At 39.7% G+C, this 24,458-nt stretch carries 22 protein-coding genes, 1 tRNA gene and 2 pseudogenes; 16 read left to right on the top strand and 9 right to left on the bottom strand.

Features of this window, described 5'->3' with window-relative positions:
* Positions 1-119: 119 nt before the first annotated feature.
* Positions 120-1,136: an efflux RND transporter periplasmic adaptor subunit gene (locus V8V91_RS07685; RefSeq protein WP_373399573.1), complete on the bottom strand. Its 1,017-nt coding sequence runs from the start codon at positions 1,134-1,136 to the stop codon at positions 120-122.
* A 491-nt stretch (positions 1,137-1,627) separates the two neighbouring features.
* Between V8V91_RS07685 and lepA the strand changes: the two genes are divergently transcribed.
* The 9 genes from lepA to V8V91_RS07640 all read left to right on the top strand — a co-directional run bounded on the left by lepA (position 1,628) and on the right by V8V91_RS07640 (position 10,123).
* Positions 1,628-3,421 carry a translation elongation factor 4 gene (lepA, locus tag V8V91_RS07680; RefSeq protein WP_074224990.1) on the top strand — a complete coding sequence of 598 codons (1,794 nt, stop codon included), beginning with the start codon at positions 1,628-1,630 and terminating at the stop codon, positions 3,419-3,421.
* Between the two features lie 128 nt (positions 3,422-3,549).
* Positions 3,550-3,780: a four helix bundle protein gene (locus tag V8V91_RS07675; RefSeq protein ID WP_373399572.1), complete on the top strand. Its 231-nt coding sequence runs from the start codon at positions 3,550-3,552 to the stop codon at positions 3,778-3,780.
* Positions 3,781-3,986: 206 nt separating this feature from the next.
* The gene (locus tag V8V91_RS07670; RefSeq protein WP_373399571.1) at positions 3,987-4,868 is read left to right on the top strand and encodes a bifunctional 5,10-methylenetetrahydrofolate dehydrogenase/5,10-methenyltetrahydrofolate cyclohydrolase; all 882 of its coding nucleotides are present in this window, start codon (positions 3,987-3,989) and stop codon (positions 4,866-4,868) included.
* 79 nt (positions 4,869-4,947) lie between these two features.
* Positions 4,948-5,031 (top strand) — tRNA-Leu (locus tag V8V91_RS07665).
* Positions 5,032-5,874: 843 nt separating this feature from the next.
* A complete protein-coding gene (locus V8V91_RS07660) occupies positions 5,875-6,660 on the top strand; it encodes a hypothetical protein (protein ID WP_373399570.1) in 786 nt (261 codons plus the stop codon).
* Positions 6,661-7,002: 342 nt separating this feature from the next.
* Positions 7,003-7,551 carry a DsrE family protein gene (locus V8V91_RS07655; RefSeq protein WP_373399569.1) on the top strand — a complete coding sequence of 183 codons (549 nt, stop codon included), beginning with the start codon at positions 7,003-7,005 and terminating at the stop codon, positions 7,549-7,551.
* Between the two features lie 78 nt (positions 7,552-7,629).
* Positions 7,630-7,827 (top strand): hypothetical protein, encoded by a 198-nt coding sequence (locus tag V8V91_RS07650; RefSeq protein ID WP_373399568.1) that lies wholly within the window; start codon positions 7,630-7,632, stop codon positions 7,825-7,827.
* Between the two features lie 11 nt (positions 7,828-7,838).
* Positions 7,839-9,554: a sensor histidine kinase gene (locus V8V91_RS07645; protein ID WP_373399567.1), complete on the top strand. Its 1,716-nt coding sequence runs from the start codon at positions 7,839-7,841 to the stop codon at positions 9,552-9,554.
* The gene (locus V8V91_RS07640) at positions 9,551-10,123 is read left to right on the top strand and encodes a hypothetical protein (RefSeq protein WP_373399566.1); all 573 of its coding nucleotides are present in this window, start codon (positions 9,551-9,553) and stop codon (positions 10,121-10,123) included. The genes V8V91_RS07645 and V8V91_RS07640 overlap by 4 nt, the downstream gene beginning before the upstream one ends.
* Positions 10,124-10,140: 17 nt before the next feature.
* On the opposite strand, the gene V8V91_RS07635 is transcribed toward V8V91_RS07640, so the two are convergent.
* Positions 10,141-11,541 carry a sigma-54-dependent transcriptional regulator gene (locus V8V91_RS07635; RefSeq protein ID WP_373399565.1) on the bottom strand — a complete coding sequence of 467 codons (1,401 nt, stop codon included), beginning with the start codon at positions 11,539-11,541 and terminating at the stop codon, positions 10,141-10,143.
* 88 nt (positions 11,542-11,629) lie between these two features.
* Positions 11,630-11,950 (bottom strand): hypothetical protein, encoded by a 321-nt coding sequence (locus V8V91_RS07630; RefSeq protein WP_373399564.1) that lies wholly within the window; start codon positions 11,948-11,950, stop codon positions 11,630-11,632.
* Positions 11,951-12,304: 354 nt separating this feature from the next.
* On the opposite strand from V8V91_RS07630, the gene V8V91_RS07625 reads away from it, so the two are divergent.
* From V8V91_RS07625 to V8V91_RS07595, 7 genes and pseudogenes are all read left to right on the top strand, one after another.
* Entirely contained in the window at positions 12,305-14,188 is a 1,884-nt protein-coding gene (locus V8V91_RS07625; protein ID WP_373399563.1) for an amidophosphoribosyltransferase, read from the top strand.
* A 117-nt stretch (positions 14,189-14,305) separates the two neighbouring features.
* Positions 14,306-15,357, top strand: a pseudogene (locus V8V91_RS07620) (M42 family metallopeptidase).
* 116 nt (positions 15,358-15,473) lie between these two features.
* Complete coding sequence (locus V8V91_RS07615) at positions 15,474-15,632, top strand: hypothetical protein (protein WP_373399562.1); 159 nt, start codon at positions 15,474-15,476, stop codon at positions 15,630-15,632.
* 56 nt (positions 15,633-15,688) lie between these two features.
* The gene (locus V8V91_RS07610) at positions 15,689-16,465 is read left to right on the top strand and encodes a phosphatase domain-containing protein (RefSeq protein ID WP_373399561.1); all 777 of its coding nucleotides are present in this window, start codon (positions 15,689-15,691) and stop codon (positions 16,463-16,465) included.
* Between the two features lie 11 nt (positions 16,466-16,476).
* A complete protein-coding gene (locus V8V91_RS07605; protein ID WP_373399560.1) occupies positions 16,477-17,406 on the top strand; it encodes a diacylglycerol kinase family protein in 930 nt (309 codons plus the stop codon).
* 47 nt (positions 17,407-17,453) lie between these two features.
* Entirely contained in the window at positions 17,454-18,263 is an 810-nt protein-coding gene (locus V8V91_RS07600) for a DUF1080 domain-containing protein (protein WP_373399559.1), read from the top strand.
* 79 nt (positions 18,264-18,342) lie between these two features.
* Positions 18,343-19,332: an SH3 domain-containing protein gene (locus V8V91_RS07595; RefSeq protein ID WP_373399558.1), complete on the top strand. Its 990-nt coding sequence runs from the start codon at positions 18,343-18,345 to the stop codon at positions 19,330-19,332.
* Positions 19,333-19,446: 114 nt separating this feature from the next.
* Here the strand turns inward: V8V91_RS07595 and V8V91_RS07590 are convergent.
* The 6 genes and pseudogenes from V8V91_RS07590 to V8V91_RS07565 all read right to left on the bottom strand — a co-directional run bounded on the left by V8V91_RS07590 (position 19,447) and on the right by V8V91_RS07565 (position 24,199).
* Positions 19,447-22,079: pseudogene (locus tag V8V91_RS07590) on the bottom strand (valine--tRNA ligase).
* Between the two features lie 147 nt (positions 22,080-22,226).
* Complete coding sequence (locus V8V91_RS07585) at positions 22,227-22,517, bottom strand: GreA/GreB family elongation factor (protein WP_373399557.1); 291 nt, start codon at positions 22,515-22,517, stop codon at positions 22,227-22,229.
* Entirely contained in the window at positions 22,481-22,735 is a 255-nt protein-coding gene (locus tag V8V91_RS07580) for a hypothetical protein (RefSeq protein WP_373399556.1), read from the bottom strand. The genes V8V91_RS07585 and V8V91_RS07580 overlap by 37 nt, the downstream gene beginning before the upstream one ends.
* Positions 22,736-22,829: 94 nt before the next feature.
* On the bottom strand, positions 22,830-23,288 hold the full coding sequence (locus V8V91_RS07575; protein WP_373399555.1) for a MarR family winged helix-turn-helix transcriptional regulator: 459 nt from the start codon (positions 23,286-23,288) through the stop codon (positions 22,830-22,832).
* Positions 23,281-23,775 carry a glutathione peroxidase gene (locus tag V8V91_RS07570; RefSeq protein WP_373399554.1) on the bottom strand — a complete coding sequence of 165 codons (495 nt, stop codon included), beginning with the start codon at positions 23,773-23,775 and terminating at the stop codon, positions 23,281-23,283. Before V8V91_RS07570 ends, V8V91_RS07575 begins: the two co-directional genes overlap by 8 nt.
* Position 23,776: 1 nt before the next feature.
* Positions 23,777-24,199 carry a hypothetical protein gene (locus V8V91_RS07565; protein WP_373399553.1) on the bottom strand — a complete coding sequence of 141 codons (423 nt, stop codon included), beginning with the start codon at positions 24,197-24,199 and terminating at the stop codon, positions 23,777-23,779.
* Positions 24,200-24,458: the final 259 nt, after the last annotated feature.

Genomic DNA, 24,458 nt, shown 5'->3' with positions numbered 1-24,458 from the left:
AAAATGAGCGTCAACCAAGAAGGATCAGCCAACCCAATTCCAGAAGAAGAGGGAAAATGTCTAGGTGTAATTTTTGATGGTCTAAGCTTTCACAAAAGTTAGACTACAGCTTGTCTGAATTAATTTTGTGTAAGTAATTGACCTTGTTCTAAAGGTTTTACAAGTACGCCTTCACTGAGTTTATCGAGTCCTGCCGTAACGATTCGGTCATTTGCTTTCAAAAGATTTCCGGTTACGATAAAATCATTTCCAGATCTACCTTCAATCGTAATTTCTTTTCTAGAAACAGTATTGTCTTCATTTAATACGTAGATAAACCGTTTGTTCTGAATGGAAGTAGTTGCAGATTGGGGAACCAATATCGCGTTAGGATAAATCTGTTCCATCAGGATTTTACCAGTATTACCAGTTCTCAATAAGGTGTCTGGATTTTCAAAATGGGCACGCAAAGTAATAGAGCCAGTTGATCGGTTTATTTGACCTGAATTTGCATCTATTGTTCCCACTTTATCATACACACTACCATCAGCTAACACCAGCTTCACGTCTGGATTCATTTTTTTGGAAGTGGAGTCCTTTTTCATTCGTTCAAAGTAGAGGTAATCAGACTCACTCATTGAAAAATACACATAGATCTCACTCACATTGGATAAGACTGTCAACGGTGTGTCGTCTGATTTTTTAACTACGTTACCTATCGATTTTGGAATTCTTCCCATTAAACCATCCACTGGTGCTTTGATCGTGGTAAACTCCATATTGATTCGCATGTTAGCGGCCTCTGCTTCGGCTTTCGCCAAGGAAGATTGCGCTACCTCATAATCAGCAATAGTAGTCTCCATTCGTACTTCTGAGATTACTTCATTTTCGATTAGTGGACGTAATCTGTCAATTTCGGTTTTTGCTTTCCGTAGTCTTGCTTTTTCAAGCTCAACATTGGCAAGTGCATTTTTTAAGTCCTCCATATATGGTTGACTATTGATTTTGAACAATGCATCTCCTTTATTGACGTATTGGCCTTCATCCACGTAGATTTCTTCCAATATTCCTTCAACTTGAGGTCTTATTTGAACATTTTCAACTCCCTCAATGGAACCTAGATATTTATAGGAAATAGCTGCTGGCTCTTCTTTCAAGGTAAGTACAGGTAAAGGGATTCCTTCCTCTTTACCTCAGTTTCCTCGCAACCGTAAAACCCGAAACTTGCTGTAAGACAGCCAAGGATGACGGCGAAAGATTTAAGCCTGTATGTGTTGATAGATAAATAGTTCATGTCTAATAGGTAGTCTATGTCCTGTTAACAGTTGGTTTTGCTATGGGTTTAGAAATAATCATACCACGGCCTATTAAGGTACGTGCGAGAGCCTAATAGCTGATTTTCAGGGAGTAGTGTAAATAAAATACTAAAAAAGTGGGTAATTTTTGCTGATTATTGGGGAATATTTCCTCATATTTTCCCTAAAAGTCGGGGTGAATTCCAATACTTATCAGTTTCTATCCATTTACTTCCTCATCCTGAGTAAGTTGTTTTAACATTTTTAAAGTGAAGGACTTTAATAAGTAAGCTTTTAAGAAAGCAATAAAAATAAAAGCGATAAGCCTATTTTTTACTACTTTTGCCCCCAGAATGGATATGCAAAAAATTAGAAATTTCTGTATCATCGCCCATATTGATCATGGGAAGAGTACACTGGCGGATAGATTACTGCAGGAAACCCAGACGGTAGCAGATCGGGATATGCAGAATCAGTTGTTGGACAACATGGATTTGGAGCGTGAGCGAGGGATTACCATTAAGTCTCATGCGATTCAAATGAGATATACTCATGAAGGAGAAGTGTATACACTCAACCTGATTGATACTCCGGGCCATGTGGATTTTTCCTACGAGGTTTCCCGTTCCATAGCAGCTTGCGAAGGAGCCCTGTTGATTGTGGATGCTTCACAAGGGATCGAAGCCCAAACAATTTCCAATTTGTATTTGGCATTGGGACATGATCTGGAGATCATCCCAGTTCTGAATAAAATTGACCTTCCAGGAGCAGATCCCGAGGCAGTAGCGGATGAGGTGATTGATTTGATAGGTTGTGACCGAGAAGATATCATTCTGGCATCTGGAAAAACCGGGATTGGGATAGATGATATCCTCAAAGCAGTAGTAACGAGAATTCCTGCACCTAAAGGAGATCCAGAAGCGCCTTTACAGGCCATGATCTTTGACTCAGTATACAATCCTTTCCGAGGCGTTGAAGTAATCTTCCGAATTTTCAATGGTACTTTCTCCAAAGGAGATAAAATCAAATTTGTGAATACAGGCAGAGAATATGAGGCGGATGAAATCGGAATCTTAGGTTTGAATCAAATACCACAGCAAACCATGAGTGCAGGTAACGTAGGTTACTTGATCTCAGGGGTAAAAGTGGCAAAAGAGATTAAGGTAGGGGATACCATTACACACATCAAAAGACCTTGTGAAAAAGCAATCCAAGGGTTTGAGAATGTGAAGCCCATGGTGTTTGCAGGTATTTATCCTGTAGATACGACTGATTATGAAGAACTCAGAGCTTCCATGGAAAAGCTTCAACTCAATGATGCTTCTTTGGTTTGGGAACCTGAAACTTCTGCTGCATTGGGCTTTGGATTCCGTTGTGGATTCCTGGGAATGCTTCATATGGAGATCATCCAGGAACGATTGGAGCGTGAATTTGATATGACCGTGATTACGACGGTTCCATCTGTGCAATTCAAAGCTTTGATGACCGATGATTCCTACAAATTAATCAATGCACCTTCTGATATGCCAGATCCAACCAGGATGAAGCATATCGAGGAGCCTTATGTGAAAGCTTCGATTATTACCGCCTCCGAATATGTGGGGTCCGTGATTACTCTTTGTATGGAGAAGCGAGGCCAGATCAAAAACCAAGTTTATTTGACAGCAGATCGAGTGGAATTGACATTCGATATGCCTTTGGCAGAGATTGTCTTCGATTTCTTTGATAAATTAAAAACCATCTCTAGAGGATATGCCTCTTTGGATTATGAATTGATTGGCTATAAGGTTTCTCACATGGTAAGATTGGATGTGATGTTGAATGGAGAGCCTGTAGATGCGCTATCTGCGGTTGTTCATAGAGATAAAGCTTATGAGTGGGGAAAGAGACTTTGCGAGAAGTTGAAAGAATTGGTGCCAAGGCAAATGTTTGAGATTGCGATTCAGGCAGCTATTGGAACCAAGATCATTGCTAGAGAAACGGTCAAGGCATTACGTAAAAACGTATTGGCGAAGTGTTATGGTGGTGATATTTCCCGTAAGCGTAAATTGTTGGAAAAGCAGAAGAAAGGTAAAAAGCGAATGAGGCAAGTCGGAAACGTTGAGGTGCCTCAGGAAGCGTTTATGGCGGTATTGAAATTAGATTAGGAAGTACGAAGGACGAAAATCTGATACTAGATTAGAAGTACGAAGGGAGAAATGCGAGTTGTGCCAGAGTAAGGATTAATTGGAATAGAAATATTGAATTATTATTTTAGTTCAAATATTTTTTTTCAATGAGTCAAGACTTGAAAGACCGAACAAAGAAGTTTGCCATTGATGTTTGGTATACATGTTCGAAATTACCGCAAACCAGAGAGTTTAATAATTATGTGAATCAGCTTCTTCGTAGCTCGAGTTCAGTTGCCGCAAATTATAGAGCTGCAATGAGAGCAAAATCGAATGCTGATTTTATATATAAGCTTAAAATTGTTGAAGAAGAAGCTGATGAGAGCCAGTTTTTCTAGAGATTTTAGAGAAAATAAATTCAAAACTGGAACTGAAACCAGAAATAGAAAGATTAATTAAGGAATCAAATGAGCTAGTTGCTATTGTTGTGGCAAGCCTTAAAACTGCTCGGTTAAAAATAAAAGGTTAATATTAACAAGATGCCCGTACTTCGTACTTCGCATTTTGTACTTAATTTGACCCCAATCGAAATTCATAAATTCATATGATCTTAATAGACGGTAAAAAAACATCTTCCGAAATCAAATTTGAAATTGCTGCTCGCGTAAGTGAAATCAAGGCCGAGGGAGGAAAGACCCCTCATTTGGCTGCGATCCTGGTAGGAAATGATGGCGCTAGCCAAACCTATGTAGGAGCGAAAGTAAAAGCTTGTGAAGAGTGTGGTTTCGATTCTACTCTGGTTCGCTTGGAAGACACAGTGTCTGAAGAAGAACTTTTGAAAGTAGTGGAGGATATCAATGAAAACCCATCCATTGATGGATTGATAGTACAATTGCCTTTGCCGAAACACATTTCTGTGGAGAAGGTGACTGATAAAATCAAACCTGAGAAAGATGTAGATGGGTTTACACCAGCCAACGTAGGTAGAATGGCGTTGAACTGGCCTGCTTATGTAGCAGCTACTCCTTATGGGATTATTGAGTTATTGAAAAGATATGAGATTGAGACTTCCGGTAAGCATTGTGTAGTGATCGGAAGAAGCCATATTGTAGGTAGCCCTATGAGTATTTTGATGGCTAGAAACGGATACCCTGGCAATGCCACTGTCACGTTGACTCACAGCCGCACCAAGAATCTAGAAGAGATTGCTAAATCTGCCGATATCTTGATCGTTGCCTTAGGAAAGCCTCATTTTGTTACTGCAGAAATGGTAAAGCCAGGGGCAGTAGTCATTGACGTGGGAATCCATAGAATTGAAGATAGCAGCAAGAAATCAGGATTCAGGTTGGTAGGAGATGTGAAGTTTGATGAGGTATCCGAGATCGCTTCCGCCATTACTCCAGTTCCTGGAGGGGTCGGCCCGATGACCATTGCTTCTTTGCTTTACAATACCTTATTGGCAGCCGAGAAGAAAGTTTACGGGTAAACGATAAAAATAATTGGAAAAGCTTGAGGAAAGGGGTTGCTTCGAATGGGCAACATTTCTACTTTTGCTGACCCTAATCGCGCACGTGGTGAAACTGGTAGACACGCCATCTTGAGGGGGTGGTGCATTAAGTTGTGTGGAGGTTCGGATCCTCTCGTGCGCACGAAAGCTTCCGAATTATTTCGGTAGCTTTTTTTGTATCCAACCTTTAAGGTTTACAAAACCTCGAAGGTTTTTGCCATTCAAAAAGGGAAAGCCATTTTTTTTAACGCAAAGCTGCAGATTATGCTGAAAAAAGGTGGTAACGTCACTGCGAGGCCAAAGGACTAAGCAGTCTCATTTTTAAAAGTAATTCTCCCGCAAACAGGCAAAGCCGCAAAGTTTTTTTAAGTCATTTCGACAAAAGGGAGAACTCTCCATTAATTAACTTCAAGTTGTCGTAGGATGGAGGATATAGTTTGGGAAAGGCAATCGGAAGTGATCAGTAGCAGTGGCCAGTCTGCCTACTGAAGGTAGGTGGTCAGCTTACCTATCGAAAGTAGGTTGGAAGTATTCAGTTTGGATCGTCATTGCGAGCGGAGCTTGCGGAGCGTGGCAATCTCATTTTATAAAGCCTGGATTGCTAAGTGGGTTTTTGAGTCACCTTGCCTATCAGCAGACAGGCCCGCAGTGACCGTACTAATGCAAGTTTTCTGGACTATGCTTATTCCGTAAGCATGAGTTTGTCAAGGTTTTTTAGGATTCCAAATCCTTTGAATATTAAAGCGTAGTTACAAACTACGCTTAGGGGGTGGCCGTAGAATGGAGGATATAGGTTAGGAATTTGGAAGTGATCAGTAGCAGTGTTCAGTTTGCCTAAAAAGGAAGGTTGGCAGTATTCAGTTTGGATCGTCATTGCGAGCGGAGCTTGTGTAGCGTGGCAATCTCATTTTCCAAAGACTGAAGTGTATTTCTTTTTTAGTTGAAAACGGACTATCTTTTACGGATTGGAAATTTTTAGAATAAAATGACAAACAATGAGCTTGGAGATTTTATTGATTCAAATTCCTTAGGAGAATCTGCCAATAAACTAATCAAAAGTACTGAGGAAACACTTGGTGCTGGGGTTGACTTAATTACTACTACATTCACCGGTTTACCTGGGTACTCTCTTTTAAAGCCATTCATAGATGGCCTTAAGGACTGGAAAACGAGAGTTGAATTAAAACAATTGGCTTATTTTTTCAAGGAATTTGAGAGTCTTAATCAAAATGAAAGAAGTGAGTTTTCTTTAATGATTCAAAATAATGACGAAGATTTTACAGAACGGTTATTCTATTATATTTCACAATTAAATGATAAAAAGAAGGCTAGACTATGTGGTAAATTAGGTGTTCAATATGCTAGGAAAAAGATTGATTCAGATCAATTTATGAGACTAATTCAAATAGTCAATAAAGCCAATTATCTTGATTTAGTTAGCTTTAAAGATTTGGTGGATCAGTTTAAAAAAGGGAATGGAATGTGGGTTGACCGGTTCATTCTACTGCAAGAAATGTTCATATCCAATAGCACCTTTAATTCTATATTCAAGAAAGATAATATTCAGCTGGTCTGGAATTTAATAAACTTGGAATTAGCAGTACAGGAAATTGATCTTAATATTATCAAAGAGATTAGATCCGCTAATAGAAACAAAAATTTAAGTATTGGAGCTATTGCAGATATTATTGAAGGAATAAAATTATCTCATAGATTAACGGTAGAAGCTTTTATTTTATACCATCACGGTCTTTCTTTATTAGATAAATAAAAGCAGCCTTAAGCTACTTTATTTGTTTGTTTCTCCATTTCAGAAAATTCCTTGCCGAGTACCAAGTCTGTGACGGTACGGCAGTTTTTGATTGCAGTTTTGAAGAAATCCAAATCGGACTTGTCGAGTTTTACTTCTCCATTTTTTTATTAGGTTGATAAACACGCATTTCATTTATTTTGATCATTACTCAATAAACTCCTTTATGGCTTCGCGCCTTTGCGGGAGGCTATTAATTCAAATAGAGAAACTCTCATCTAGAAATCTTAAGTAGAAATTTCCACCAATGGCCACCCATTTCCCCAATAAAATCCCTACTTTTTCGGGCTAATAAAATTTCCTATGAATCAACTATTGAGAGCAGCTCTTTTCTCTGCTGCACTTTTGCTTATTACCCAAGTTTCATTTGCCCAATCCGAAGCACAATTTCCTTTAGTCAAAGGTTTTGGAGGGATTTATGAAGTTCCAGATGCGACAGAACGTCCTGATCCAAGTTTGGATTACAAAATCATCGTGGACTTATCAACTGGGGCGGATAACCCCAAAGAAATCAGCAGATGGGTGGATAATATCGCTCGTTTAATGAACCTACATGGTTTGGCAGGAGTGAAGCAAGAGCAGATGCATGTGAAAGTTGTGATTCATGGAGGTGCAATCTTTACTGCTACTACAGATGAAAACTATCAGTCCCGATACGAGGTAGATAATCCTAATCTGAAAGTATACCAAGCATTAAAGGATGCAGGCGTAGAATTCTATGTATGCGGGCAGTCGATGAGAGCCCGAGGGCTTACCAAAAAGGATATTTGGCCAGGGATAGAAATAGCGCATTCTGCCTTGACTACTCTTACTACCTATGTCCCTCAGGGATATACAATGCTCAAATTTTAAATACTTGGAATAATTATTGGTAATTTTGGAGGGTAGAATGAAAAAGTCAATCCTCCTTCCAAGACCGCTAGAAAAGTCGTGATCGGATTTTTCTTTGCTGCCATCTTTTTGATAGGTGTGGCAGGACTGACTTATTATACCCTTCACCGTCTGGTAGATACAGTGGCAGAATTAGCTCAACCTAATCAGAAACTGAATTTACTAAGTGAATTGCAGTCAGAGATTTTTCAGATTACCCAAATCGAACAGGTAGATCAAGGGGGGATTTTAGAGTAAAGGACTCTACCATGAATTCCCTTAATGCCAAACTAATTCAGTTAAATGAGTGGGCTTCAGATACTTTGGAGGAATCCAATATCAGGAGTATCCGAGAAAATTTAATTGCCTTGGTAGCAGGATACAAAGACCTATATGAGGTAAAAAAGAACCTAGCTAATCGGAATTTTACCCAGGAAGCACTTCGTAAGGTAGAATTGGGTATTCGGAGGAGAGCAGCTGATGCTGAGACAGAACCCTTGATCACCCTTCGTCCAAGAGATATTATCTTGGATGAATTGGAACAGCAAAATGCCACCCGACAAGAACTTCCTAAAAATCAGGAGTTGCAGGTAGGTAGGGTATCGCCGGAGGAAATCTCCCGAGAGGAAGATAAATTGGTAAACTACCTTCGAAATCTTCAAAAGCAGAATACCCGCACCAATTCCACCCAACCATTTACCATTGATAGCATCCTTTACAATATTAAAGGGGTAATTAGCAGGATTTATAGAGAAGAATCTTACCAAAGACAAAAATTGGCCACGCTCGAGGCAGATCTTTCCCAAAAGCAAAGTGAGATTGTCGGGACCATTCAGGAATTGCTGGTCACCCTACAAAGAAGAACGATCGAAGAATCCAACGACCAGAACAATGCTGCTTATGGGCTCGCCAATGATGTGACTTATTTCTTAGTGTTAGTGGTAGTTCTGGCAGTGTTGGCTTCAGCTTTATTGGTGTATTCGATATTGAAAGAGATTCGACTCAATAGAAAGTACCAAGAGAACCTACTCATTTCCCAACAAAAAGCAGAACAGTTGGCTAAATCCAAGCAGGAATTTTTGGCAAATATGAGCCATGAGATTCGCAATCCCTTGCATGTGATCCAAGGATATCAATCTGTTTTGGAAAAATCAGAATTAGATTCCGCCCAGCAGTCTTATTTGAGAATGATCGGTTTTGCTTCTCAGACATTGATGGAAATTGTAGACGATGTCCTCGATTTCTCTAAACTAGAAGCAGGAAAATTAAAATTGGAATACACCGCTTTTGATCCAGTAAGATTATTTAGTGCTCTTCAGAAATTCTATGAACTTCAAGCTACTGAGAAAAAGCTTGGCTTTTATTGGTCCTTAAAGCTTCCTGAGGACAAATGGTTGGAGGGAGATCAACTTCGATTGAAGCAAATCTTGAATAACCTCTTGTCAAATGCTTTTAAGTTTACTCAAGAAGGTTCGATTCATGTGGCTGTAGAATGGTCGGAAAATCAGCTAGTTGTGGAGATTAGGGACACTGGGATAGGGATGAGTAAAGAGGTGCTGGAAAAAGTATTCTTAGAGTTTGATCAGGCTGATAACTCGATTTCCAGAAAATTTGGAGGTACAGGACTTGGATTAGCAATTGTACATCGATTGGTAATGCTGATGAATGGTGAAATTGATACCCAGAGTGAAGAGGGAGTTGGAACCAATATCAAGATCTCTTTGCCAATGGAAACTACCCCAGCTCAAGAACCTGAAGTTGACCAGGAAGAACTCAATTACATTGACTTGGAAGGGAAAAATGTATTATTGGTTGATGATGATAAAGTGGGGCTTCGGTATTTGGAGACCATCTTTTCCTACTTTGGTGCCAATGTCATCGCCTATCCTGGAGGAGCCACTTTTAGAGATGAATTTGAAGAGATTGATATTGATTTGGCGATCATTGATATTCAGATGCCAGAATTTTCGGATTTGATGTCGTGAAATCCTTAAGATCAATCGCTTCCTATAAAACCCTGCCGATTTTGGCCATGACCGCCAATGTTTTTGTGGAGGAAAAGGAAAAAATGATGAGGGAGGGTTTCAATGAGCTCTTATTCAAACCATTCCAAGAAAGAGCATTGGTGGCTTGTTTAAGTAGAGTATTCCCAGACCGGGCCACCAAAGGGCAGCCAATCAATCCAGAACCGAATGCCGATAAACATGATCATTTTGATCTGAAGGATATGAGAAGGTTCTGCATGGGAGATGAGGATCTCTTGATGGATATCTTGAAGGATTTAATCAAGGATACTCAAAATGACATGACCAAGCTGAAGAAGGCAAGGCTAAATGATCGTTGGGATCAGGTTTTGGAAATATGTCATCAATTGGGAAGTAGGCTTGGACAAATAAAAAGCCCAAGTGGGGAATTGGCAAGAAAGGTTGAAAATAGCCTTAAACTGGGCACCCATAATGGAATGGAAGATGTGCTTAATCTCTTGGATATAGAGGTGAAAAACCTATTAGCAGCTCTCTCAGATCTGGTTTATGCCCCAGAGAGCTACTCTTAAATAAGTTTGTTTATAGCTTAATCCAATCCGTACTTTTCCATTTTACTGTACAAGGTCTTTCGGTCCATGTTCAGAATTCTGGCAGTTTTGGATTTATTGAATTTCGTATCGTTGAGGACTTTTTGGATCAACTCCTTTTCCTGTTCAATCCACTTGGATTTGTAATCTTTGGGTGAGGGTAATTCATTTCCCATGGAGGAGGCTCCACCCATCATGGAAGTGGACGTAGGTTGGAGTGATGGTTCGTACAAGTCAGCAGGAAGCGCATCTTTTTCCACTAATCCCCCCGCAGTAAGCAACACGGCTCTTTTGATGATATTTCTTAATTCTCTTAAGTTTCCAGGCCAATCATAAGCTAAGAAAATCTCCCAAACTTCAGGAGTGAACCCACTGACAGATTTGTTGAGTCGGGCATTACTTTCTTCTAAGAATTGCTGAGAGAAATCCTCTAAATCTTCTTTTCTTCTTCTTAGAGGGATCGCTTGAAGTGTAAATTCATTCAGTCTATGATATAAGTCTTCTCTAAAATGTCCATCCCCGGATTGTAGAATCAGGTTGTCATTGGTTGCGGCAATAATTCGCACATCTATTTGGATTTCCTTATTGCCTCCGATTTTACGGATGGTTCTTTCTTGAATGGCACGTAATAACTGGATCTGAACTTCATAGCTTAAGTTTCCTATTTCATCCAGGAAGATGGTTCCTCCATTTGCAGACTCAAAATGTCCCGTTTTATGTTCTAAAGCCCCTGTAAAAGCACCTTTTACGTGGCCAAACAATTCACTTCCTGCAAGCTCTCTTGGTAAGGCTCCACAATCGATCGCGATGAAAGGTCCGTCTTTTCTGGTGGAAAGCTCATGAATTCTTCGAGAAACAAACTCTTTACCAGTTCCAGTTTCACCCAAAACCAATACGCTTAAATCTGTTGGAGCGACCAATTGGATGTGCTTTTCCAATTTTTTTGCCTCTGAGGAACTTCCAATAACATAGCTTCCCTTGGATACCTTTGGTTCTGCACTTTTTTGAGGAGTGGAGGAAGTTCTTGGGGCTTCGTTCCCTTTTACAGAGAGAGACTCTTTCACGGTTGCCAACAATTCGTCTGGGTTGATTGGCTTGGTGATATATTCAAATGCCCCAAGCTTCATAGCTTTGATGGCAATCCGAATGTCTGAATAGTGGGTGATGAGGATGACCTGAGTCTGCGGGAATTTTGATTTGGTCCATTGGAGTAATTCCATACCTGTACCATCAGGTAAGCGGAAATCAGCAATGATCAAATCAAAACTATTGGAACTCATGATCTGCTGAGCATCTTTTACTTTGATGCAGGTTTGAACAGCGTACCCATTTTTCTCCAAAAAGGTTTTAACTATTCTTGAGTAAGTCAGGTCGTCTTCGACTAATAAGATCTGCTTCATGAAATCATTATCATTGAATATTGCGAAATTACGAAAAAAGCATCGAGCAAAGTGCACGATGCCTTTTTAATATAGGGAGATTGAACAACTAGCCTTTTATTTCATTTCCCTCTTGATCATATTTTTTGGTTATCTGTTCATCAGTACCATCATCAAATTTGACCTCAAAGAGGAAGGTTCCATCGAGCTGGGTGAGTTGGAATGCTTTATCAATAGGCAAAGATTTGACCAAATCATCCTCAGCGATGGAGTTTTTCACTGCCTTAGGCAATGATTCAGCTTCGATTTTCATTTTATCTTGTCGGATCGAAACTGTAGTTGGGTTTATTTTTTCCAGGGCAATTGGTGGAGAAGCCAGTGCAACTCCAGTAAATAACATTGCAGACACTAAAATCAGAGTTTTCATCATGTTATTTGGGTTAGTTAAATATTAGTTAACTAGTTGGAGTCCGGACTCCTTCATTCGTAATGGTCATTATCGAACTGTCATTGGTAGTTGCGAAGGGTGTGCCAACCGCTTAAAATTCTCGTAAAGCAACTTTTTTGAGATAGATCAAAAATAATTTTGGGGAAAAGTCCCTCAGTTTGTTCTTAATGAACCAAAATATTCCACTTGAATCGCGGCTATTTCTGCTTATTCGGCGTTTTGTAAGAAAAAGGGCTATTCACAAAATTTAAAATCATGAAATAGAACTTTTTTGAAGAAAAATTCTTTTAAAAACTAGTAACTTTGAATCATCAAAAATAACATTCGCCAGAATCCATGAGTGACGCCATCAAACACGAATGCGGCATAGCAATGATAAGGCTACGCAAACCTGTTCAATACTACATCGATAAGTACGGAACAGCAGCCTACGCAGCAAACAGGCTTTATGTCTTAATGCAAAAGCAAATCAATCGAGGCCAAGATGGCGCAGGTGTCGCCAACATCAAGATTGGCACGGACCCCGGAACGAGGTATATTAGTAGGTATCGTTCGATTGAGCCTTCAGCAGTCAATTATATTTTTGACAAAATCAACAAGAAGTACAAGAAAGCCAAAAAGTTAGGAGGGCATGATGCCTTAACCGATGCGGATTGGTTGAAAGAAAACATTGCCTTTACAGGCGAAGTTTGGTTGGGACATCTTCGTTATGGAACACATGGCGAAAACAGTATTGAAACCTGCCATCCATTCTTAAAGCAAAATAACTGGAGAAGCCGTAACCTAGTGATGGCCGGTAACTTCAACATGACGAATGTGGAGGAGTTGTTTAGCAAGCTGGTTCAGCTTGGACAGCACCCAAAAGAAAAGACGGATACAGTAACCGTAATGGAGAAAATTGGTCATTTCCTTGACGAGGAAAACCAACGTATCTTCGATAAATATAAGCATCAATATTCCAATGAGCAGATCACGCATGTAATTGAAAATGAATTGGATGTAGCTAGGATTTTAAGAAGATCTTGTAGAGACTTTGACGGAGGATATACCATGGCCGGAATGATAGGAAATGGCTCCTCTTTTGTGGTTCGAGATCCTTCTGGAATTCGTCCTGCTTATTATTATGCGGATGAGGAAGTGGTAGTAGTAGCTTCTGAAAAACCAGCGATCAAATCTGCTTTCAATATTGATTTTAATGCAATCCAAGAGATCAAGCCAGGACATGCCTTAGTGATCAACAAAGACGGGTCTTATGCGGAATCTGAAATCCTTCCTGCCAGAGAAAAGAAATCATGTAGTTTTGAACGGATTTACTTCTCGAGAGGAACAGATCCGGCCATCTACCAAGAGCGGAAAGACTTGGGGAAAGCTTTGATTCCACAGATCTTGAAAGCCATCGATTTCGATCTTAAAAACACCGTGTTTTCCTATATCCCAAATACAGCTGAAACAGCCTTCTTGGGGATGATTGAAGGTTTAGAAGATTATCTGAGTGCCAAAAGGCGTGAGGTGTTTCTGGATGGAAAACCACATATGGGGGAGCTCGATGAATTGCTTAATTTCCGCCCAAGAGTGGAAAAATTGGTAAGTAAGGACGTGAAGTTAAGGACATTCATTACCAATGATGATGATCGTGACACCATGGTGGCAAATGTTTATGATACTACCTATGAGGTTGTGAAATCAGGCATTGATTCCTTAGTAGTGATTGATGATAGTATTGTAAGAGGTACTACTTTGGAGAAGAGTATTTTGACCACCTTGGACAAATTAAATCCAAAAAGAATCATCATCGTATCTTCAGCTCCTCAAATCAGATTCCCTGATTGTTATGGTATCGATATGTCAAGAATGAAGGAATTTATAGCTTTCAGAGCAGCATTGGCATTATTGAAAGAGAGAGGAATGGAGTCTGTGTTGGATCGAATCCATGAATCCTGCTTAAATGAGCCTAACTCCTATGAAAACTTTGTAAAGGATGTTTATAGCTCCTTTACTGATGAGGAGATTTCTGATAAAGTAGCCCAGATTGTGGCTGGAGACAATATCAAAGCTGAAGTAAAAGTGATTTTCCAAACGGTGGAGAACCTTCATAAGTGTATTCCAAAACATACCGGAGACTGGTATTTCACTGGGAATTACCCAACTACCGGGGGTACTAGAGTGGTAAATAGATCATTTGCCAACTATATGGAAGGTAAGACAGTAAGAGCTTATTAATTCAATAAAAGAATTGATAAAAATATTGATGGGCACAGGGAATATTCCTTGTGCCTTTTTCTTTATAATCTAAGCGATCAATAAATTAGTGTTTTAAAACAAAATAGATTTACCGAAATGGACATAAACGTATCTCTTTTAAAAGAAATTTGTGAAATCGCCGGCGCACCGGGTTTCGAAAAACGAGTAAGGGACTTGGTGATAAACCTAGTAACACCACTTTCAGATGAAGTAAAGGTAGATAACCTAGGAAATGTGATCGCCATCAAGAAAGGGAAAAGAAACCCGGATCAAAAAAGGTAATGGTGGCTGCCCACATGGATGAGATTGGATTTATAGTGACACATATCGATGACAATGGATTTTTAAGATTCCATACATTGGGTGGTTTTGATCCAAAAACCTTGACGGCTCAGCGGGTGATCGTACATGGAAAGGAAGATTTGGTAGGTGTTATGGGAAGTAAGCCAATTCATGTGATGTCTCAGGAGGAGAGAACCAAGCTTCCAAAAACGACAGATTTTTTCATTGACCTGGGGATGCCTAAATCAGAGGTGGAAAAAGTGATTTCAATAGGGGATCCTGTGACCAGGGACCGAGAATTAATTGAAATGGGTGATTGTGTGAATTGTAAATCCATTGATAATAGAGTGGCCGTATTTATCTTGATTGAGACCTTGAAAAAATTGGAGAATCCCGCCTATGACGTTTACGCGACTTTTACGGTGCAGGAAGAAGTGGGTATCCGGGGTGCCAATGTAGCCGCACATGGAATCAATCCTGATTTCGGGATCGCATTAGATACGACCATTGCGTTTGATGTGCCGGGAGCTCAAGCTCATGAGAAAGTGACAGAGCTAGGAAAAGGGACCGCAATAAAAATCATGGATGCTTCAACAATTTGTGACTACAGAATGGTGGAATTCATGAAGCAAACCGCTAACAAACAATCCATTACTTGGCAGCCTGAGATCTTAACTGCAGGAGGAACAGATACAGCTGGAGTTCAGCGAATGGGGAAACATGGGGCGATTGCAGGCGCCATCTCCATTCCTACCAGACACCTTCACCAAGTGATTGAAATGGCCCATAAGCAAGACATAGCGGATTCTATTTCCTTGTTAACCGCCTGTTTGGAGCAAGTAGATCAGTACGATTGGAAACATTAATAAACTAAACTTGATGGCAAGCCATTTCGAGAAATCGGGATGGATTTTTTTTTGGCAACCTCCTTCAAACCTACTGATTCAGATTCTGAGGCCTCTTTTTTGCATTTACAGTAGGTATGAATTCAGTAACAATCGTTCAGAAAGAGGTCCACTCGAAGGAAAAAGTAAAGGTGGAGCCTTTTCTTTCCTTTGGAAATGAGGATGCCGTCTTTGTAAAGGGAAGGGTAATTACCTCCTATAAGCAAAAAGGCCCACTTCGAGGAATTCTTGGCTGAAAAATATCATTGCCTCTATCAGGAGATATGCTGTCAAGTCTATCCCTAATGCATTGGTGGAGATTCATTTACATGATCAAAAATTTCAAGTCAGAACAGATGAAGAAGGGGTTTTTGAGAAGCAAATTGAGGTAAAAAATCCCTATTCTGCCGACAGATTGGAACATGTGAATTTTAAGGTTCTAGAACCGGTGGAAAAAATTAACTCCACGTGGGTAACAAGAGAAGTTCAGAGGTTTAATGAACGGCAGGGGGTGATTTCAGATATTGATGATACAGTTCTGATTTCCCATTCCACAGATATAGGAAAGAAGTTTTGGCTCTCCATCTCTAAAAATGCCTATACAAGAAGACCCTTGCCAGGGGTGTCGGAGTTTTATAAGGAACTTACGCGCCACAAAGAGGATCCCATCTTCTACGTGTCCAGCAGTGATTGGTCGATTTATGACCTTATACGGGATTTTATGCGATATCGACATATCCCAATGGGCCCCACCTTATTGAAAGACAAACATCTAAATCTTAGGAATATTTGGAAATCCGGACATGGAAATCACGATCATAAAAAGGATAAGATTGAGTTTCTATTTAGGTTTTTTCCTGATATGCACTTCATTTTAGTAGGCGACAGTGGTCAGGAAGATCCGGAAATCTACACTGAAATCATCAAGAAATTTCCGGGTAGGGTCACTGCTGTGTTTATACGTCTAGTCAATGAGTTGGACCCTGAAAGAAAACAGAAACTTGAATCCCAAGTGTCTTTAGAAAACTTTTTCTTTTTCAAAACTTCAAAAGAGGCCTTGGAATTAGCGAAACAAAATCAATTTATTTAACAGAATATGTAATGAGAAAAGTATGTCTATTTGTTTTTAACCCCATTTCTGGGGAGAATGGTTTGACGGTAGAGGATTTGGTAGAAATGGTGCAGGTTAAACTTCCCCAATATGATACTCATATTTTTGAGACTACAGGACAGGGAGATGCAGAAAAAATCAAAATGGAATATGACCGTCTTTATCCAGATTTGGTATTAGTTGGAGGAGGAGATGGTACAGTAAAATTAGCTGCCAAGGCTTTACAGGAAATGAGTACCACTCTGTGTATTGTTCCATTAGGCTCTGCCAACGGGCTTGCCAAGTGTATGGGCATCAACACCATTGAGGATGCATGGGAGGCAGTAAGAACTTTCCAGGTTCACCACATCGATGCGATTCATATTAATGGAGAGCTATGCCTGCACTTAGCTGATTTTGGTTTTAATGCTAACTTGGTCAAAAAGTTTGAATCCACTGATGGTAGAGGAATGCTGGCCTATATTACCAGTTCGGTTTCCGAGATTTTTTCTACAGAGCCTAAATTATTTCGATTGAATATCAACGGCGATACCAAGGAGGTTTCCGCAAAAATGCTTGTCATAGCCAATGGAGATCAATATGGAACAGGAGCTTTGATCAATTGCAAAGGGAAAATGGATGATGGGAAGTTTGAAATAATTGCCTTAAATCCGGAATCAGCCAAAGACTATATTCGTATGACCATGGCTATGTTTAAAGGAGACTTAGAGGAACAGGACTCCTCAAGAGTTTTTCGCTGCGAGTCCTGTGTGATTGAAAATCCTGAGAATGTGGAGTTTCAAATTGATGGAGAATTAATGGGGAAACCTCATTCTGTGGAGGCAGTGATAAAAAAGGAAGCTTTTCAATTTATCACCTCAAAAAAATATGCGGCCTGCCAAAAAAGCTTTCCTAAACCTATTATAAATTCTGGGCTATAGATTTTAGTAGATTTCCATATCTTCCACTTTCAATGACCAAAAGCTTTATGATCAAGAATATTTTATGTTTTTCACTGTTGAGTTCAGTGCTTTTTTCATGTGCCCAAAACAAAGCTGAAGAAAGAGAGGAAATACAGAATGGAGTCAAACCTGAATGGATTCAAATGTTCAATGGAAAAGACCTAGAAGGCTGGATTCCTAAGATTCAACATCATGAAACGGGGGAGAACTACGCCAATACTTTTAGAGTGGTAGATGGAACGATTGAAGTGAATTATGATGATTATAAGGAAGGTTTTGATGATCGTTATGGTCATCTCTTTTACGAAAAACCTTTTTCCTCCTTTCATATGACTTGGGAATACCGATTTACTGACCAGTGGTTAGAAGATGCTGCAAGCTACACATATAGAAACAGTGGAGTAATGTTCCACTCTCAGGCTCCTTCGACAATCTTAAAAGAGCAGGATTGGCCCATTTCTGTAGAATGGCAGATGCTAGCAGAGGAAGAAGAGGGAGTGCCAAGACCCACAGGTAATATGTGTTCTCCAGGGACAGATGTTTATTTTGAAGGAAAGAAAGATCCTAGACATTGCATCAATTCCACTTCACCAACCTTTCAATGGGATGAATGGGTCAGAGCAGACTTAATTGTCTTTGCGGATTCTTTGGTGATTCATTTGGTCAATGGAGATACAGTTTTACAATACACGAAGCCCCAAATAGGAGGAGGGACTGCCAATAGATTTGATCCTAAAATGAAGGTAAATGGTCAACTACTTACCGAAGGATTTATTGGATTACAAAGTGAAGGACAAGGGGTGCTTTTTAGAGATTTAAGAATTAAAGAGCTTTAAAGATATTCTTGGATAGGGATTGGATTTTTCTGGTTAAATTAAATGGAAATCAAATTTTTAACATTTAACCAGAAGATTCATGGAATCAAAATATGGATTTTTAAAAATGAGTTTGCCAGAGTTCGTTTCTTGGATTCAAGAGCAGCGGATTGCAAGGACTATTTTAACAGTACAGCAACATCATACCTGGAGTCCTAGCTATATTCATTTCAATGGGTCGAATCATTTCGAACGCCAATCGGCAATGAAAAACTATCATGTCCGAAACAATGGCTGGCAGGACATAGGGCAGCATTTTACCAGTTTTCCGGATGGATCCATTGTGACAGGAAGATCACTTGAATTAACCCCCGCTTGCATCTATGGAGCAAATCGGGATTCTATTTGCATGGAGCATTTTGGGAATTTTGATAAGGGAGGAGATGAGATGACTCCCGAGCAAAGAGAAACGGTAGTGGGAATGACTGTCGCGCTCTGTGACAAGTTTCGACTGCCATTGAATAGTTTCAGCATTACCTATCACCATTGGTTTGATTTGAATACTGGAAAGAGGAATAATGGGACAGGAAATAATAAGTCATGTCCTGGGACCAATTTTTTTGGAGGAAATAAGGTAGATGATTTCACTAGGAATTTCTTGCCTTTAGTATCCCAAAACCTTCAGAGAAGACCGGCCCCTGCGCCTCCCGCAGCAATCCAGAAATATGTGGTGGTGACTGCAAACTTATTGAATGTTCGAGAGGCACCCTCAGGTTCAGCCCCAAAGGCATCTGATAGAGGTGCGGCTCAGTTAGGATCTATTCTTCGGATTTATGATGAATCCAATGGGTGGTTGAAAATCTCCAATAGTCAATCCCATTGGGTGTATGGTCAATATACAATTGAAGTAAAAAGAGCAACTGTAAATACCAATGTATTACGGGTCAGAAGTGGGCCAGGAACCAATTTTTCCGTGGTAGATAACCTAATGGAATCAGAAGAAGTGTTTATTTCTGAGGAGGAAAATGGTTGGTGTAAAATCAGTTTAGAGGAAAAATGGCTGAGTAAAAACTATTTGAATTTTTCCTAAAAGGTGCAGGTGAAAGATCAGCTGTGGATTTTCTGATCTTTCACTAAAAAGTCAAAACCCAAAGTCTTCACTTCGGGTTTTGATTGATTGTTTTATAATGAGGCCATTTTTGATTTAGCCTAATTTGGCTAAGCTGTCTTCCAAGGCCTTGATTTTAGCTTCTGCATCAGCCTGTTTTTTACGTTCCATTTCGATCACTTTCGCAGGAGCTCCAGATACAAATCGCTCATTGCTTAGCTTTTTCATGACAGAATTCAGGAATCCTTTCGTGTAGTCAAGCTCTTTTTGGATGTTCGCTTTCTCCTCTTCTACATTGATGGAGTCTCCCATCGGCACGAAGCACTCATCTGATTTTACAACAAAGCTGATGGCATTATCCACTTTCTCGGCAAAGCTTAATGAAGCCAAGTTGGCCAGTTTATTCAATACAGATTCAAATCGTTGATAAACACCTTGATTTTTGGTATTAATTGTCAATTCCAAGGCCTCTTTTGGGGACATACCCTTGGAAGCTCGGAGATTTCTCACTTGTGAAACGACCTCAAAAATTTGATTTGCCTCCTGGATAATCTCCAGATCAAACGTTTTTTCTTCTGGCCATGAAGCAAGAATCAATGATTCTTCCACTGTTCTATTCTTGATTTGATGCCAAAGTTCTTCGGAAATAAATGGCATAAATGGATGAAGAATCTTCAGGATATCTTCGAACAAGGAAATAGTCTTGTCATAGGTTTCCTGATCAATTGGATGTTGGTATTCCGGTTTGATCATTTCAAGATACCAAGAGCAGAAATCTCCCCATACCAACTTATAGGTAGTCATCAAGGCATCTGAAATTCTGAATTTCTCAAAATGCTCATTGATTTCGACCAAGGCTTGGTTGAAGCGGTTTTCAAACCATTGGATGCTAGATCGATTGGCCGATCCATCTAAATTAGGGTCGATTTCCCAACCTTTCACCAATCTGAAAGCATTCCATATTTTATTGGCAAAGTTTCTTCCTTGCTCCACCAATTTGTCATCGTATGGAAGGTCATTACCTGCAGGAGAAGAGAATAACATACCTGTTCTCACCCCATCGGCACCATTTTGGGCAATCAATTCCAATGGGTCTGGTGAGTTACCCAGAGATTTGGACATTTTTCGCCCCAATTTATCCCGTACAATTCCTGTGAGGTAAACGTTTTTAAATGGCTTTTCTCCCATGTACTCATATCCTGCAATGATCATTCTTGCTACCCAGAAAAATAGGATTTCCGGAGCAGTGACCAAGTCATTGGTAGGATAGTAGTATTTTAGGTCTTCATTGGGTTGTCCCGTTTTAAAAACTTCCGTATCAAAAACAGAGATAGGCCATAACCAGGAGCTAAACCAGGTATCCAAAACATCATCTTCCTGCTTAAGATCCTCTAGGCTGTAATTCTCTCCATATTGCTCATTGGCAATCTGTAAGGCTTCTTCAGCCGTTTTTGCTACGACATATTCTCCATTAGGAAGGAAAAATGCAGGGATTCTATGTCCCCACCAAAGTTGGCGGGAAATACACCAATCACGAACATTCTCCATCCAAGAACGATACATGTTTTTGAATTTTGGAGGATATAGCTTGATGACATCATCCATGACGGAGCTCAGTGCCGGTTTAGTGATTTCATCCATTTTCAAGAACCATTGCATAGATAGCTTTGGCTCAATGACCGCATCTGTCCTTTCAGAATGACCTACATTGGATTTATAATCTTCGATCTTTTCCAGCTGATCAACTTCCTTCAAAAGTTTGCCAATCATCTTTCTGGCGTTGAATCGATCTTCACCTACTAGAATTTGGGCTTTTTCATTGAGAGTACCATCGTCATTCAGAATATCGATAACTTCCAGTTTGTGCTTGAGTCCTAGCTCATAGTCATTGATGTCGTGTGCTGGAGTTACTTTTAGGCATCCAGTTCCAAATTCCATATCTACGTACTCATCTTCAATAATAGGAATAGCTCGATTGATCAAAGGAACAATAGCCTTCTTCCCTTTCAAATGAGTAAATCTTGTATCATTTGGATTCACACAGATGGCTACATCGGCCATGATGGTTTCAGGACGAGTGGTAGCAATCGTCAAAAACTCATTTTCAGTACCTTCAATTTGGTACTTAATGTAATAGAGTTTGGATTGGATTTCTTTGGTGATTACTTCGTCATCAGACAAAGCAGTTTTACCTTGAGGATCCCAGTTAACCATACGGATCCCACGGTAGATTTTACCTTTTTTATGGAGGTCTACGAAAACTGTCAATACTGCATCGCTCAAACCTTCATCCATGGTAAAGGCAGTACGGTCCCAATCGCAGGAAGCTCCTAGCTTTTTCAATTGCTCCAGGATGATACCTCCGTATTTTTCTTTCCATTCCCAAGCATGCTTCAAGAATTCCTCACGGGTAATTGATTTTTTATCTATCCCCTGTTCTTTGAGCATGTTTACTACTTTGGTTTCAGTAGCAATAGAAGCATGGTCAGTCCCTGGAACCCAGCAAGCATTTTTTCCTTGCATTCGGGCTCTACGAATCAGAACATCCTGAATGGTATTATTCAACATATGCCCCATGTGCAATACCCCTGTGACGTTAGGTGGAGGGATTACGATGGTGTAAGGCTCTTTATTCGGATCTACTTTCGAAGAAAAAGCTTGTGCTCCATCCAGTAAGCATACCACTTGGCTTCTGCAGAGGCTGGATCGTATTTGCTGGCAATAGACATATAAGGACAGTTAATTGAGGGGCAAATATAGGGAAAAAGCCAATTTTTGCGGCATGATTGGTGGATCAATTACAGGGCGGAGAAAAAAATAGCCTTTCATCTTGGGGTGAAGTATACTTCCAAAAAACAATATGGAAAAGTTCTTTTTCAATTAGATGAATAGTGGATAGCCAAGATTTCAAAAAATCGAACTTCCTTTGCAAGTTTTAAGACTGCTTGATCCCCAACTTTTTTACCGGTTAAAATCTTGGCAATAGGGGAGATAAAAGATATTTTGTTTTTGGAAATATCTGCTTCATCTACTCCTACAAGTTGATAAGTCATCTTTTTAGGGCTATTGTTCACTTTGAGCGTTACGGTGGCGCCAAACCGAATTTCATCTTGTGGTTGTTCACGTAGGTTTACCGGCTTTGCAGTAGCGATTCGTTCATCGAGCAAATGAATTTTAGCATTGATGAAATTGGAAAGGATCCGTTTTTCCTGTTCAGTGGTAGCCTGAAGTTTGGTTTTTCTTCCAACAAAGCTTCCTTTTCGGAAAGTAATTCAGCCAATCCATTTTCGGTTACATAATTGGTAACACCATTTGGAAGCTCCACTCTTGGAGGAACTAAAGGAGTTTCTTCCTGATCTTCTTCTTTTACAAATCCTCTACTCATGGTGTTTTTTTATTTCTTTCTTAAAAAAGGCTTGAAGCTTCGATAAAGTTTCATTTTCAAGGGATTCCAAATAAATCCTTTTCCTATGACGATACTATTCAGAAACCTTTTTGTCTAAGACATTCAAAAGTTTGAACAGGGTTTTTTGAAAGGAAAGAATCTCTTCCTCGGAGATGGTGCTGTCATGAAATGATTCCACAATCTTTTTGGGTACCTCCAGGGCTTGTTCTTTCAGGTTCATTCCTGTTTGCGTCAATGAAACCATCACGGTACGTTCGTCCGTTTTGGAGCGTATTCGTTGGATAAGGTCTTTCTGTTCCAATCGCTTCAAAAGCGGGGTCAGGGTATTGGATTCTAGAAATAAACGTTCTCCAATGGACTTGACGCTTTGTTCCTGAAATTGCCATAAGGTGAGCATAACCAGGTATTGAGGATAGGTTATACCCAACGCCTCTAAGAATGGGGTATAAATTTTGGTGGTCAGACGAGACGCTGCATATAAAGGAAAGCAGAGCTGATTTTCTAAATAAAGCTCCGGTGCTGGATTAGCCATGGTTTATTACTTTTTCAATGTCTTTTTCCATCTTTTTGGGAACTGTAGTAGGGGCATATCGCTTGATAGGAAGCCCATTTTGATCAATTAGAAATTTGGTGAAATTCCATTTGATTTTACTTCCTAAAAGACCTCCGGATAGCTTAGATTTCAGAAATTTGTAAAGGGGATGAGCGTTATTACCATTCACTTCGATTTTTTCAAACATCGGAAAACTCACGCCATAATTAACCTGGCAAAATTCCTGAATCTGCTCTGAATTTCCTTTTTCTTGATTTCCGAACTGGTTACATGGGAATCCTAAAACAACCAAGCCTTGATCTTTGTATTTTTGATAGAGCTCCTCCAGACCTTCATATTGGGGAGTCAGACCGCATTGACTGGCGGTATTGACAATTACGAGTGATTTACCTTGATATTCTTTAAGACTGATCTTTTTTCCGGCAAGTGTATTCGCCTCAAAATCATATACAGTTTTCAATTTCATGCTATTTATTAGTTCTGTTGATTAAATATTTCAATGCTCCGGTTGACCATAATGCCCATAAAATCAAAACAGGCTGAAAAAACAGGCGGATCAATCTTTTTTGATCGGTGTCTAAACCAAATGCGCTGATTTCATTGGTGTACTGAGAAATATTGCCCGGGAATATCAATACGTAAAATATTGCCAAGGCAATTCCAACTTTGATTTGATGTTTCCAAAGAAATATCATAGCCAGACCAAAGGCTATTTCTACTACTCCTGAAGAGACCACTACAAAATCCATGAATTCAGGACTGTCAGGTAACCATCTTGGGACCTGGGCTTGAAATTCATCGCGTTGGAAGGTGAGGTGGCCAATTCCCGCCAAGGTCATAAAACCGCCAAGAATGACGCGCATTATTTTCTGAAATAAGTTCGTTTTCATTAGTCGTCAAAGATTAAATCGTGCACGATTCAAATATAGAATAAAATTATTTCTTATGAAATCATTTCAAAGGCGGATGTAGGTTTTTTGGAATTCCTTCATGGACTGGGATTTAAAATATATGGAGCTCCTAGATACGTTTTGGATTAGGTTTTCCTAAAAGCTGGCTTGAATAAAAATTCTTTTCAGCTTATGTAAAACAAAGAATATCAGTTGGATGTTTGAATGGGGTAGCTTTGTATTATCAAGCCAAAAATTT

The sequence above is a fragment of the Algoriphagus halophilus genome, assembly GCF_041729275.1.
Taxonomy (GTDB): Bacteria; Bacteroidota; Bacteroidia; order Cytophagales; family Cyclobacteriaceae; genus Algoriphagus; species Algoriphagus halophilus_A.
Note: the sequence above shows the minus strand (reverse complement) of the source record. Positions and strands in the feature narration are given on the sequence as shown.